The organism is Caballeronia ptereochthonis, from assembly GCF_001545075.1.
GTDB lineage: Bacteria > Pseudomonadota > Gammaproteobacteria > Burkholderiales > Burkholderiaceae > Caballeronia > Caballeronia ptereochthonis.
Window position 1 is genome coordinate 102,958 of sequence record NZ_FCOB02000023.1, and the last position, 13,406, is coordinate 116,363.

The 13,406-nt window shown below is 57.4% G+C and carries 12 protein-coding genes and 1 tRNA gene; 6 read left to right on the forward strand and 7 right to left on the reverse strand.

What is annotated here, in order from left to right; all coding sequences use genetic code 11:
* Positions 1-330: 330 nt before the first annotated feature.
* A complete protein-coding gene (locus AWB83_RS23690; protein ID WP_087048057.1) occupies positions 331-1,347 on the forward strand; it encodes a D-2-hydroxyacid dehydrogenase family protein in 1,017 nt (338 codons plus the stop codon).
* 6 nt (positions 1,348-1,353) lie between these two features.
* On the opposite strand, the gene AWB83_RS23695 is transcribed toward AWB83_RS23690, so the two are convergent.
* Genes AWB83_RS23695 through AWB83_RS23705 form a run of 3 tightly spaced genes read right to left on the reverse strand, consistent with a single transcriptional unit; the run spans position 1,354 to position 3,122 of the window.
* Entirely contained in the window at positions 1,354-1,830 is a 477-nt protein-coding gene (locus tag AWB83_RS23695; RefSeq protein ID WP_087048058.1) for an OsmC family protein, read from the reverse strand.
* A 22-nt stretch (positions 1,831-1,852) separates the two neighbouring features.
* Positions 1,853-2,710 (reverse strand): patatin-like phospholipase family protein, encoded by an 858-nt coding sequence (locus AWB83_RS23700; protein ID WP_087048059.1) that lies wholly within the window; start codon positions 2,708-2,710, stop codon positions 1,853-1,855.
* A gap of 4 nt (positions 2,711-2,714) precedes the next feature.
* Positions 2,715-3,122 carry a PaaI family thioesterase gene (locus AWB83_RS23705; RefSeq protein WP_087048060.1) on the reverse strand — a complete coding sequence of 136 codons (408 nt, stop codon included), beginning with the start codon at positions 3,120-3,122 and terminating at the stop codon, positions 2,715-2,717.
* A 188-nt stretch (positions 3,123-3,310) separates the two neighbouring features.
* Between AWB83_RS23705 and AWB83_RS23710 the strand changes: the two genes are divergently transcribed.
* The 3 genes from AWB83_RS23710 to AWB83_RS23720 all read left to right on the forward strand — a co-directional run bounded on the left by AWB83_RS23710 (position 3,311) and on the right by AWB83_RS23720 (position 5,285).
* Positions 3,311-3,386, forward strand: a tRNA-Lys gene (locus AWB83_RS23710).
* A 418-nt stretch (positions 3,387-3,804) separates the two neighbouring features.
* Positions 3,805-4,692, forward strand: a complete 888-nt coding sequence (locus tag AWB83_RS23715) for a tyrosine-type recombinase/integrase (protein ID WP_143750093.1) — start codon at positions 3,805-3,807, stop codon at positions 4,690-4,692.
* Positions 4,693-4,703: 11 nt separating this feature from the next.
* Positions 4,704-5,285, forward strand: a complete 582-nt coding sequence (locus AWB83_RS23720) for a hypothetical protein (RefSeq protein ID WP_087048062.1) — start codon at positions 4,704-4,706, stop codon at positions 5,283-5,285.
* Here the strand turns inward: AWB83_RS23720 and AWB83_RS23725 are convergent.
* On the reverse strand, positions 5,279-6,208 hold the full coding sequence (locus AWB83_RS23725; RefSeq protein WP_159463074.1) for a hypothetical protein: 930 nt from the start codon (positions 6,206-6,208) through the stop codon (positions 5,279-5,281). The genes AWB83_RS23720 and AWB83_RS23725 overlap by 7 nt on opposite strands.
* A gap of 381 nt (positions 6,209-6,589) precedes the next feature.
* Positions 6,590-7,387 carry a hypothetical protein gene (locus tag AWB83_RS23735; RefSeq protein WP_087048065.1) on the reverse strand — a complete coding sequence of 266 codons (798 nt, stop codon included), beginning with the start codon at positions 7,385-7,387 and terminating at the stop codon, positions 6,590-6,592.
* Positions 7,388-7,731: 344 nt separating this feature from the next.
* On the opposite strand from AWB83_RS23735, the gene AWB83_RS23740 reads away from it, so the two are divergent.
* Complete coding sequence (locus tag AWB83_RS23740; RefSeq protein ID WP_087048066.1) at positions 7,732-8,211, forward strand: hypothetical protein; 480 nt, start codon at positions 7,732-7,734, stop codon at positions 8,209-8,211.
* Positions 8,212-8,473: 262 nt separating this feature from the next.
* Positions 8,474-8,737, forward strand: coding sequence for a hypothetical protein (locus AWB83_RS23745; protein ID WP_143750095.1), 264 nt, complete (start codon positions 8,474-8,476; stop codon positions 8,735-8,737).
* Between the two features lie 210 nt (positions 8,738-8,947).
* Here the strand turns inward: AWB83_RS23745 and brxL are convergent, their stop codons facing one another.
* Positions 8,948-10,993 (reverse strand): protease Lon-related BREX system protein BrxL, encoded by a 2,046-nt coding sequence (gene brxL / locus AWB83_RS23750; protein WP_087048068.1) that lies wholly within the window; start codon positions 10,991-10,993, stop codon positions 8,948-8,950.
* 2 nt (positions 10,994-10,995) lie between these two features.
* The gene (pglZ, locus tag AWB83_RS23755) at positions 10,996-13,356 is read right to left on the reverse strand and encodes a BREX-1 system phosphatase PglZ type B (RefSeq protein ID WP_143750096.1); all 2,361 of its coding nucleotides are present in this window, start codon (positions 13,354-13,356) and stop codon (positions 10,996-10,998) included.
* Positions 13,357-13,406 lie beyond the last annotated feature (50 nt).

Genomic DNA, 13,406 nt, shown 5'->3' on the forward strand with positions numbered 1-13,406 from the left:
GGCATCAATCCTTTACCAGCAAACCGTACCGTTTCGCGGCTTGCGTCGCAAAGGAACAAACTGTTAAAAAGAGATACTAAGTGGCCTGTCTCCTCGCGGATTACCGTGTTTTCCGCTAGTTGCGCTGAAATTCTTTATTTTGGCGCGGACGTGCGAGGCTCCGAAAAAAAGGGAGTCAAGCATAACACCGCATCGCCAGATCGCCTTGATGCAGCGCAATAACGCGGATAGAGCGCAATTTATCGGTATTTACCCGAATTTAAGTGCTCTATTCTCGCGCTCGATGAAAAAGCAGCACGTTTGATGCCTAACAAAAGCCAATCAATGCCCATGAAAATCGCCATTCTCGACGACTACCAGGACGCCGTCCGGAAGCTCGACTGCTTCCATTTGCTCGATGACCATGAGGTGAAGGTCTTCAATAACACGGTGCGCGGTCTCGGACAGTTGGCCAGCAGACTTTCGGAGGTGGACGCCCTCGTGCTGATTCGCGAGCGCACGCGCATCAGCTCTCAATTGCTCGACAAATGTCCGAAACTGCGCATGATCAGCCAGACGGGGCGCGCGGGCGGCGGGCATATCGACATCGACGCCTGTACGGAGCGCGGCATCGCGGTGCTGGAGGGCACGGGCTCGCCGGTGGCGCCGGCCGAGCTGACGTGGGCGCTCATCATGTCGGCGCAGCGTCGCATTCCGCAGTACGTCGCGAACCTGAAGCAAGGCGCCTGGCAGCAGTCGGGACTGAAGACGTCCGCGCTGCCGCCGAACTTCGGTCTCGGGCAGGTGCTGCGCGGGCAGACGCTCGGCATCTGGGGCTACGGCAAGATCGGCAAGCTGGTGGCGGGCTATGGCAAGGCGTTCGGCATGAACGTGCTCGTCTACGGACGCGAGCATTCGCAGAGCGCGGCGCGCGAGGATGGCTTCGCCGTCGCGGAAAGCCGCGAGGCGCTTTTCGAACAGAGCGACGTGCTCACGCTGCATATGCGCCTCACCGACGAGACGCGCGGCATCGTCAAGCAGGACGACCTCATGCGCATGAAGCCGACGGCGCTCTTCGTCAACACGAGCCGCGCCGAGCTGCTCGAAGACAACGCGCTGCTCAACTCGCTGCATCACAACCGGCCGGGCATGGTCGCGGTGGATGTCTTCGAGACCGAGCCGATTCTTCAAGGCTACGGGCTGCTGCGTCTCGAGAACGTGATCTGCACGCCGCACATCGGGTACGTGGAACGCGAGAGCTACGAGCTTTACTTCGGCGCGGCGTTCAGGAACATCCTCGCGTTCGATGCGGGCGACACGTCGAGCGTCTTCAACAAGGAAGCGCTCCAGCACGCGCGCCGCCGTTGAGCGTGACTAGACCGTCGAGATTTCGATCGACGGCTCGCAGCGCACCGGGAAATTCACCGAGTTCGCGATGAAGCAGAACCGGTGCGCCTCCTCATGCAGTCGCGCGGCGAGATCGGTGTCGTTGCCGGCGCCGATCGTCACGCGCGGACGCAGCAGCACATCGACGAAGCGCCCGTCTCCTTTCGCTTCTTCCTGCATCGTGCCGATGGCTTCGTCGACATAGCCCGTCACGACAATTCCGTTCGTCGCGCACAGGTGCAGATACCAGAGCATGTGGCACGACGACAGCGACGCCACGAACAGCTCCTCCGGATTGTGGCGCGCGGGGTCGCCGCGAAACGCCGGATCGCTCGACGCCTCGATCGCCGCCTTGCTGCCGACGCGCACGAGATGATCGCGCGAATAGGCGTCATAGGCCGATGTGCCGGAACCGAGATTGCCCGTCCAGTCGACGGTCAGTTCGTACGTGTGCTTCTTCGCCACGGTCTGCTCCCTAAGCTAGATGCTAAGCGGTTTCCATCAGACGCGGAAGGCGCTCCAGAAAATCCTCTCCGTCCGCGCGGCCCAGATCATAAGCATGTTGCATCTGGGACGGACTCGTATAGTCCCAGCTCGAAATCGGCACCTTGCGGGACGGCTGAATGTAGATGCGCCGCTGCTCGCCGTGCGGCACGACGAACATGCGCTCGCGCGGATACAGGCGCGTGACCATCACGAGGACGAGGCCCGGCGATGCATCGAGGGCGGAGACCGGCACATTGTCGACCATGCCGCCGTCGAGGACGGGACGTCCGTTGCGTCGCAGGATCGGGGTGAACGGCGGCGTGCTCGACGATTGCAGGATGAGATCCGCGAGATCTTCGATCGTCGCGCATTCCTGCGCCTTCACGAATTCCGGATGGAAGCCGAGCGCCTGGCCGAGCGTCGGGTGCAGCGTCTTTCTCACGTACTTCTCGATGTTGTACGCGATGAGACCCGCCGCGACCGCGCTGCGCGCGCCGAGCCAGCGCGGCAGATGCGACACGCCGATGCGGATCTCGGGCGCATTCTGCAGCGATGCGAAGCGCTCGGCGAAGATGTCGAGCAGGGCCTGACGGTAGATGCGGTAGTGCGGAAATACCGATTGCCCGCGCAGCAGATTGGCCCAGTAGGCGTTCCTGGTGTTGTCGCGCAGGGCGTGGGCGTAGTAGTCCATCACCCAGCGCGACTCGTTCGTGTAGAGCATGCAGGCCGTCGCCGCGCCCGCCGATATGCCCGCGATGATGCGCGGCCTGAGCTTCAATTCCGGCTGGACGATGTCCCAGAACCCCGCCTGCCACCAGCAGCGATTGCCGCCGCCCGCGAATACGACCTGATCGAACATTTGCCTATTTATTGATGAGCGCGTAGGTCGTCGTGGCGTGGGCGGCGAGTTCGCCCGTGTCGTCGTGCATGTCGATTTCGCCGAAGACCAGGTTGCGGCCGCGGCGCTGGATGCGCGCCGTGATCAGCACGTCGCCGGATTTGATGGGGCGCATGAAGGTCGTGTTCAGTGAGACCGTGGTCATCGGCGAGAAACCGCCCATGACGTGCGAGATGGCGACGACCATCGCGGTGTCGGCCGCGGCCATGAAGACCTGGCCGCAGATGACGCCGCCGGCGTGGCGCAAGTGATCCGAGTACGGCAGGCGCAGCGTGACGGAGCCTTCAGCGACGGATTCGGGCATGAGGCGCAGTTCCTTGACCCACGGGGCGAGGATGCTGTCGAGCAAGGCGCGGATGGCGGTTTCGTCCATGGTTCCTTTTGATTTGCGGGCTTCATCGCCGCGGAGGATGCGCCATGATAACGGGCTGTCGGACGCTTTCGGGTTCAGCGGGGAGGCGTCTAGAAGCGGCCGTCGGTCGGTTTCGTAAAAATTTTAAGAAATTTCTGCGGAGGGGCTTGCGCTTCTGAAAAAGCCTCCGCTATAATTTCGCTTCTGTTGGGGCGTTAGCTCAGTTGGTAGAGCAGCGGACTCTTAATCCGTAGGTCGAGTGTTCGAGTCACTCACGCCCCACCACCTACACATGCTGCTGCTGCAGTCGAAGCATCAGCAATAGAATCAAGTAGTTACAGTCGATTAGTCGACTGCAAAGAAGCCGCCTAAGCACATAGCTTGGCGGCTTTTTTGTTGCTTTCGTAGATAATCCGTGTGCAATCGGATTGCACACGGGGAAAGCGAGGAACTACTACATGAGCATCGTTCAGTTGCCCTCCGGGCGGTGGCGTCTTCAGATTCGACGCAAGACACTCAAAGTCGACGAGCTGCACGACACACAAGAAGCTGCACAAGCTGCTGAGAAGGGGTATCTGAATCCGCCTGCTGAGGCACCTGCTCAGCATACGATGAAGAGCCTGTGGGAGCGCTACGAAGTATCAACGCTGTTCACCTCGAAAAACTTAAGACACAGAGCACTGAGAAGGGCCGCATCCTCCCGGTGCTCGCCTATTTCGGGAGCAAGACAGTATTCGAGCTGGAAGCTGATACGAGTCTAATCTACGATTATATTGACGCTCGTTTGCAGACAATATCAGAGCGCACTAAGCGCAAGATGAGTAATACGAGTGTGCGACTCGAAGTAGCTGCTTTAGCAGCTGTCGTAGAGTTTGCAAAGCGTCGTAAGATAGTGCGCGAAAACTTTGTCTCGCATATATCTCGCCCGACGACTAAGCGACGTAAGCGCAGAGTTACTATGCAGGAGCAGAAGCAACTTCAGCATACTGCGCTGAGCAGCGAGAATGAGTTTCTGGCGCGAGCTGCTCGGTTTCTACTGCTCATTCGCCACCTCGGATGCCGCCCTGGCGAATTGAAGACACTGCAAATCACAGATTTGTACCTTGGCAACAAAGAGCTAGTATTCCAGGACACGAAGAATCATACAGACCGGCGTATTCACGTTACTGAAATCGCCGATATGCTACTTCGCAAACAACTCGAAACCGTTCCAGATAAGTGCCCCTATCTGTTCTGGACGGCATCTAAAGAAGGTGAATTTGTCGAGTATCACTACCGCAGCGGCGTAGACAGTCTTCGAGATTTGGGAATAATCCAAAGAGACTATCATGCACATGCTGGACGGCGCGAGTTTATCAGCAGAGCGATTGAGTCAAATATATCTCTCGGCACGATTAAGAAGCAAACCGGACATAAGAGCACCGCGGCGCTCGAGATATATGACGAAGGATTATCTACCGCACCTGAGATTAGAGCAGCATTCGATGAACTTGCTGAGAAAGTAAAAAAAGAGCAAGTGCGCGGAACACTTCAAATAGTTGGTGAAACAGAAGAGTGGCACCGACTGAACGTAAACACTAGGGCAGAATAACGGGACGGCGTATGCTTTCTGATATTGATGAGCTGGAGCTTGAAGCAGTTGGCGGCGCGCTGGCGGATTCACTTTCAGAAAGCATTAAAGGAAAAAGTCCGTACAACGGCTCGCTTCCGTTCGCCCTCGAATACAAAGTTGGCAATTATGTAATAGACGACGTGTTTGTCGTAACGGTTACGATGCCCGATGGCGCGGTTATTCGTCATGAAAGCCCTGGCCGCTTTGAGCGCGAGGCAGCATTATGTGACGCTATAAGCGACACATTAGAAATAGGTGCGCTCGAAGAGCTGGCGGATGCGACAGCATCCCTGGCTGCCCGGGGTTACAGATTTATTTCGACAGAAACTGGTCTAGCCAGGGGGCATGTTGAAACGATATTGCTCCTGGCGGATGCAATATCCGAGCTAGACGCTGCTGTTCAGCTGCAAAGCGAGCCTGATTTTATTTACGATTTACTCGATGGCGGCGCGGATGCTATGCGGCATCACATTACGTTCGGAAAGCCATACGACGTCGTACGCAAAATAGCAAAATTACGCCATGATTACGAAGACGTTGCGGCATATATGCGCGGCTATGGTTGTTATTGACCACCGCCAATAGCCGCGACGCCGGCACGGTGCAGCATGAACAGATGCGTATATTCATTTGCTGCATCGTCGCTCAGCGAATCGTAATACTCCTTGCCGATTGGCGGCAGCACAAGCTCAGCGCAGCCCGGCATATACTTGTCGATGATTCGCTGTCTTATCCGGAAAATCCGGCTGAAATACTCGCCCTTATTGTTGTTCTGTTCATAGAAACGATACATGAACTGATAGTATCGCTTCCAGTCGGCATATCTCCAGTCGCATCGCTCTACCGCTTTCACCTGGCACCAGCCATCAGTGTTAATATCGCCGATATAGCTGCATGCTTTTCGAGCTTCTTCGATGAGCCTTTCGTTTTTACGCTTCAGAACTGCTTCAGGAGCATAGTTGTACAGCCGATTCTCACGGTAATAGCTGTCTCGAGCTTCAAGAAAAGCGCAGTGCTCTTCGCTGCTCATGTTGTCGCAGTCTTCGCGAGTAATCTCCGGCCAGCCATCAGCGTCGAGCTGGCGGGCCGGCAGATTGAACTGCTCGAAAACGGCGCTGACACGCTTGAAGTTCTCTTCGCTGAGCTGCAACGCGGCGGCGGCGTCCGCCATCGACATATTCGCAAAGCCCACGCCGGCGTTCACGGCGGTCGGGTCGAAGATGACGCCCGCGCCAGCAGGAAACTGCACGTATGCCAGCGGGTCGATGTGCGGCGTGTAGCTATCGAAGCTGCTCGAGCAGCCGTAGCTGTCGTAGCTGTCGTAGCTGTCGTAGCTGTCGTAGCTGTCGTAGCTGTCGTAGCTGTCGTAGCTGTCGTAGCTGTCGTAGCTGTCGTAGCTGTCGTAGCTGTCGTAGCTCGGTGCGCTGAAGCTCGGTGCCGAAAAGTTGTCGTAACCGAAGTTGGTATTGAAACTACCGAATCCGTCGTCGAGCACGTTAGCATTCCTATGTGTGGCGATTCACTATAGGTGCTCGCTATCGCGTTTACAAGCAGTTTCACCACCCAGACCCAAAAGTGTCGTGTACGCGCATCTGTGATGCTCCCGGCCAACGAGCCGGGAACAGGCGCTAGCTCCGCTCGCAGGCCTCATCCCTGGCTACGGGCCTGCCGGGCCCCGAGAGTGCTGGCGACGCGTCACTTCTTCATCACGTTCAAGAACGCTTGCGTGATGTTCTCGCTGAGCCGTTTGTCTGCGATGTCCTGCGCAGTCTTCCCGAAATTGAGCGATGGAGGAAGGTTACTTCGGCGGGTGGGTCAGTTTCACATCGGGGCTAACATTTAGACGTTAAAAGCCCGATGCCGGGTCTTGCTTCGCTCAGATGTCGATAACCTCACGAGCATACATGTCGAAGTCAATGACATCGTAGTCGTGGGCCTCAAGAGCGAGCTGGATGACGTTAATCGCTTCTTCGTGTCCGACGTCTTCAGCGAAGGTGACGAGACGCCTAACCGTCTCATTGCCGCTGTACGTCTCGAAGCCATTCACATCACGCTTGTGAACGAACGTCGACAGTGAGTCGTAGAACTTGACACGGGCGGCCTCGCGCGTCGTCGCCACCACAACCAAGGCAGCCGGCACCAGCTGCTCAACCGCAGCACCCTGCTCAATCACTTCCGTGCTGGCGAACTCCACTGCGGCAGCCTGGGCCACTGCGCCCGACTTAGCTGCCGTTTGCGCGGCTTGCGGCATGTCTTTGTGCGGTTTTAGGTGCATGCTCGCGCCGTATTTAGCGAAGTATTCAGCGATGAACGGACAGTTCTTGCCGATAGCCGCAAACTCTTTGTTCACGTACTTGACTTTGTTGTCGTTCGCCTTGAGCTCGCCCAGCTGGTGACGCGCGCTCTCGACAATCCAGACGTACTCACTACGCTCGTGGTACTTCGCGAAGCCCGTCTTCTCAATGGCGACGAGGGCAGCGCGCACCGCGTCTTGCGACATGTTCAAGTCGTTGGCGATGTAAATCAGCGGCAGGCGGTACAAGCCGGTGTAGTTCGCCTGCGGATTGCTGAGCAAGTAGAGCGCGGTCAGCTGAGCAGCAGTGCCGGCGCGAGCAAGGTCACGGCCCGTCTGACCGACCCAGAAATTGGGCGAAACCATCACGAAATTACGCATTGGAAGCTCCTTGATTTTGGTGAGAATGTGAAGTAGCGAAATTGCTGTCTACATCATCGTATAGCCCACCAAAGGCCCATGAAAGCCCCTCCGAAGCCCGCTTCGCCCATTTATTAGGTAGAATTTGAAAGACGCCTAGAGATGTTAGGAGATATTTTTATGAAATTTTTCTATTGATTGACCATCCATAATCAATTGAAATAATCTCAATTGAACCTAGCCGTGCATTCCTTCCGAGACAATTCCTTGACTACAGGGGCGGGCCATAGCGGAGCCGGCGATGTTGTTCGAGTTTCTTGTTCCGGAGAGCGTATACTTACGCGACGTAAGAACGGAAATGCACTGTGAACGACCGAAAATTCTCGCTGCGCCTAGTTCACGGCGGAGCAGCCGGCAAGACCGAGCCAACTCCCGAGCCGGCGGCTGTCACCACCGCGCCGCCACCGAGCAGTTCTATCCCGAAGCCGCAGCAGGGCGATGAGCTATTCATCGTTCCGGCGACGCTGCTGTCGCAAGCTGAAGCGGATAGCGCGCGCAAGCTCATACTTGGGTATGTCCTAGACGGCAAGTCTGTGCGTGAGCGCCTGGCCCTAGCTGAGCTAGCGGTCACTCCGGGCGAAAGCGGCTTGTCGTCGCCGGTAAGCACCTATATGGAGATATTCAGAAAGCTTGACCAGATGGGCATCGCTCTATCGACGGGCGGCCCAGCGTTTGGGCTTGCTACGATGACGTATGCCACGGTTCTTGAAAACAAGAAGCTAGTGCGTTACATACCAGAGTTGAAGAATCTTTCCAAAAAACTTCCCGGACTTGCGCTGTACTGAAGAGAAAGCCCGGAAATAACCGGGTTTTTCGTTTACCGGCCACCACACACCCTTACCTTTTCAGTTCGGGACTATCGTTGACGACACCGCCGTCAAGTTGGCAAATATATAATTATGCGCTATACAAATTCATCAAAATAACCATAGAACCATAAAATAAATGCATTTTTATGGTATACCGTACCCGCAAAATGGTTATATTTTCTTGGAGACGAATTTATTGAATTATGGAGGCTCCAACTGGTTTATAGAGGAGTCTTACTTGAAAAGTGAAGCCAAATTCGTGGTCGTGGAAAATTTCGAGGAAGAGTCACGTCTCCATGACGACCGCACGATGGTGCGGGTGCTGCTGCGTCGCCACCTGAATTACCAACCGTCACGGTTCACTTCTGGACCATACTGGCTGGACCTTCACGTTGCTGGGCGGCACTACCCGTACTACGGCTTGTCCGAGCAAAAAGCGCAAGAACTGGTGTGCCGCTTTCTCTTGGAGCATGTTACTGGGGTCGCACCTACCCGGCATTGACTGCTCCAGCGACTTCCGGTTGCCCCCCCTTTCCGACGGCGGCTGGAAGGGGGAGGCCCTCCACACGAACTCGAGAGATATGTGCGGTTGGTTTAAAAATTTGCGGCGTCTATTGTGCGGCCGGCCGCTTCGCGCACTAACGCGTCGCGGCAAATTTCTGAAATTTCGAAACGATGAGGGTCTTTGGGTCTTGGTCCATCAGCTTCTCCCCTAGTCTGCCATCGCTTTCAATAGCGCATCCCGACCATCCTGGTAGAACTCGATGTCCAGTTTGGTCGCCATCTCATCGGACAGCTCGAACAATTGACGCCGGGAGGATACGGGTAGAAGTAACGACTTCGCTCCTTTCTCGACAGCTATCTCGGCCAGCGAAACCACGTTGTGAACAGGTTCGATGGTGCCACCCAGCGTTACCTCGCCGACAACAACGAGGCCGCCACGAATCGACTTCTTCAGCAATGCACTGGCTAGCGCGATGAGAGCGGCCACGCTGGTCTTCGCTCCCGACTTCGCGGCATCAAACCCACGCAACTGGACAGAAAACTCGTGTGAGCGCGGGTCTCGGTCTCCGACCAGCTGCTGCGCCCTTGCATAGAGATTCTGCTCGGCATAGCGAATCGACTCCTTGAAAGCAGCGGGCACCGGGTTGTTAAGCACTCTCACGCCGCTACCCGGTCCCTCGGTAACCTCAAGGCGGAACAGCCCCGGGTGCTCGTCCTGACCGCCAGGACTCAATGTCCAAATCTGTCCGCACTCCAGCGGTTCATCGCCGATACCGCCCTGGCTTTGCAGTTCGGGCGTACTCACAAACTTTTCGACACCTTCAGTGCCCATGGTGTAGCTGAAATGCGTGTTGCGGAACTCGGCCGCGCCGATACGCTTCTGCTGCTCCTTCACGCGGCGGCGCACCTCCAGGGCCAGCCGCACGGCCCATTCCAGGTCTTCATCACTAACCGGCGTTTCAGCGTTCGGGTAGAGCAGTTTGAGCAGGCCGCTGACAGTCTTGTTGACGCCGTTCAGGTCGCGGCCGGACAAAGCGCCGCCCCAATAGACGCGACCTTGCAGCGTCGAGACACGGCTTTGGTTGCGCAACTGGGTGAAGCACTCGGACAGGAAGTCGCTCACAAGGCCAAAGTGTTCGGTAAACAAGCCTGGGTTCAGCTTGGGCACATCCCAGCCCGGCAGGAAGCAGTGAATGCGGTCCATGAAGGCAGTGTCGTCCCGCATCTCAGGGGGCAGCGGGCCAAACAGATGGCCGACACGCTGCTGGTGCTCGACATCGACGTCGAAGTTACCCACTAACACGATGGAGCCATCGGCGCGGATACTCTCCTTGCCACGCGAGAATTCGCCGCTCTCCATATAGCCTTTCATGATATTCACGCCGTCCTTCTGGTCGAAGGAGACGCCAGAGACCTCATCGAAGCAAACTACGTCGTACTGGCACACCAGGCCACGTTGACCATTGGCGTTGTTGACGAACATGCGCGCTACTGTCGCTTTGCCACCAGAAATCAGGTGCGCGTAGGGCGAGACTTGCTGGAACAGGTGCGACTTGCCGGTGCCACGCGGACCCAACTCAACCAGGTTATAGTTGCGCTCGACGAAAGGCACCATGCGCAGCAGCAGCGCATCCTTGGCCCGCTCGGACAAGGTCTCCGGTTCAAAGCCGACGCTGCGAAGCAGCAGGTCACGCCACTCGGCCGTCGAAAAGCTCTCGCGCCCCTTGGCCAGCACGTCCAGTACTTCGCGCTTCGAGAGTTGAATCGCGCGCAGTGCGTCCACACCGAAGGGTCGGCCGCCTTTTTCCTGAGCAATTGACGCGTCGTAGCCTAGCGTGACTTCGGCGTAGAAGCCGCCGGTCAACATGCGCTCATTGTCCTTCACCATCTCGGGCGTCAAGCGGACGTCGTTCAGACGCAAGCTGGGCAAGCTAGCAACGTACGAGTCGGTCTTCGAATCCAGGCGAGCCGTGATGATGTCGATGATTTTCACGGAGCCGGACTCGCGCGCGCGAGCTTTAAACAGTTCCTCTTCACCCGCTTTGACCGTACGCGAAGCCAACTGCCGCTGCACGATGTCAAGCCCCTCCTGAATCTCGGCTTCATCGGTTGTTGCGCAGTACCTGCCCAGGAGGAACTCCACAACGTAGGTGGGCACCGGGAACTGGCGGCTAAAGGTGCGAACCAAATCCTTCCGCACGACATAGCCTTCGAAGGCCGTTGTGGCCTTACGGTCCAATTCGTCGAGTTGCATAACTATTGCTCTCCTACTGTAGTGGCCTGTTTCTGAAGCACTTCATCGTCGGCACTGAGCACCACCACGAGCGCCACAGAGCCCATATGCTCGTCATCAGCAACTGCAATACTAGCCTTGCCACCTTCCAGCGATTTGACGCTAGCAGCCAACGAACTGGACGCCAGTGCAGCCTTGGTACGAATATCGACACGGTGGCCTGCTGATGCCCCTTCCACGATAACGGTGCAGCGCAGCCCTTTCCACGTCACCGACTGAATCGTCACCGAATCCGTCGTCCCAGCAACACTCGCAAAGTCCAGCTCCATCACTGGAACCAGACATTCCTGCAAACTGATGCCACCGTGTGTGTACTCAACGCCGGCGGTAAAACTCGAAATTCCCGGTGCGTACGCAACTTGCACGTCCTTGCACCAATCCCAGCCAAAGGTCAGCGGAGTCGCGTGCGCACTGTCTTTCAGGACCGCACAACGCCCCCAACGTGTCTCGACCTGGTGCTTCGGCAAATCAGACTTGGGCAACCCTCCAGGCATCAGAAGCCAGCCGTGGTCTGTAACGATGCGAATCCGCTTCCAGCCGGCGTCACGTAGCTCACTGACCCGCTCAACCACTTGGCCCAACTGCGTATCCAGGTCCCGCGCGAGACGCACACCGTGCTCATGTCCGTAGTGGTCAAGGTCTCCGGCTTCAGTCCAGGCTCGCCCCTGGGGGTCTCCGGATTCATGCTGGTATAGCGGCTGCACGCCATGTTCCGACAATAATTTTCGGAGATTGGGTGAAGAAAGCGGCTTTCCATCTGCTGAAACCCGAGGCTCAAACTCGACATCCTCGGCAGTGCCGGTAATGTAAGTTGCCACAGGCGAGCACCACGCTTTCCCAGAAGCCGTGACTGAAGGCAGGCTGGTCCAGCGGGCCGAAAGGCTGGCAGGGCCTAAAACTGAAAGGCGCTGTTGCAGTTGTACCGCCACGTCGTATCGCAAACCGTCCACAAAGATGGCGCACGTCCCGACGTTTATGTCCGTAGTCTGGGTAGACTGCATCGGCGGCAGACCACCTGACGCCTTTACCGCTTCCTGTAGTCTGCGCGCAGCCTCCTCCATCCACGGAAGATACATGACTCGAAGCGCAGCGCCGACTGCTCCCAGGTCACTCTTGGTATGGACGCATGCCAGCGCCTGTAGCGCGGCATGGTCTACCGGCCAGCCCGTTTCCTGGTAGCTCTGTGCAAGTTCGGCCGGTGTTTGCCCGATGGGGGCGGTAGCGCTTCGACTGGCAACATCCGCCAGGTGCTCAAGTGCAGCGACCAAAGGCGACTTCCCCATTCGCGCCCATAGCCAATCCCGGCGATGGCCGTGTTCCTGCTCAGCATCTAACACCGCGGCACGCGCCGCAGATGCGTCCATGGAGGCGCATGACGACAAGGCACCGCGCAAAGCCGACTCTTCTAGCTCATTGGCTTGGGGATAGCCAGACAGATGAGCATGTTCCGGGAACAGCCCCATCTGTGGTGTCTGCAACTTGGCTAGCAGATTAAAGACGTTCGGGAAGCTGCCGAAAGAATCGCTATAAAGCACAAAGGCCGCAGCCCATTTACCCTCACGCTTCGCCAGTCGCTCTGCTGCCACTAATGCGCCGTCCGCTACCGGGTCAAAGCCGTAGTCTGCTTTGCAGCGTTTCGCAAACACTTCCCACAACACATCGCCCCACTGCTTGCGGGTCGCCTCCGGCTCGTTCATCCACTGCAGCAGGTCTCGGGTGGGGTTGGGTGCCAGCAGGCCCAACAACCACTCCGCATTGATGGCGCGCCCCTTGAGGTCGTCCAAGCTACATTCCAGCAGTACGCCAGCCTGCAGCGCTTGCCGCAATGCCTCCTGAGTAGCCTTGTCTTGTGCCACATCCAATCCCAGGCCGCCGTTCTTCGAAGCAAGAAAGGCACTCAGAGTCCAGTCCTTGGCATTGGCCTGGCTCCAGAACACGCCACGATACTGCAGCTCGGCAAGCGGTTGCAGGTCGCGCTGGCAGCTTTCAATGGCACGCAGCTCTGCGCGGCTAACGCCGGGCAGATACACCACGGGCACACTGTCGAACTGAACCTCAGGAATCAGACCTGCAATGGCGCACTTAAGCCAAATCGAGGGACCGGTTCGCTTGGCAGGGTCGTAGGCACCGAGCATGCACAAGCTGGGCATCAACTTCTTAAGGTCCGGCAAGGCGGTCAGCCACTGCCCCTCCTTGTCCGGCCAAAGAACCGCTGCAGCAGGTGTGGCCGTGAGCGAGTTACCCTTAGCCGCAGCCTGCAGCGCAGATGCCAGCGCAGTGCCGATTTGGACAGAAGATGAAGGTTGTTGTCGCGTTGCAGCCATCTTAAACACCGTGCAGACCGGGCTTACGTTGCTTGCTCCCTGAAGGAGTC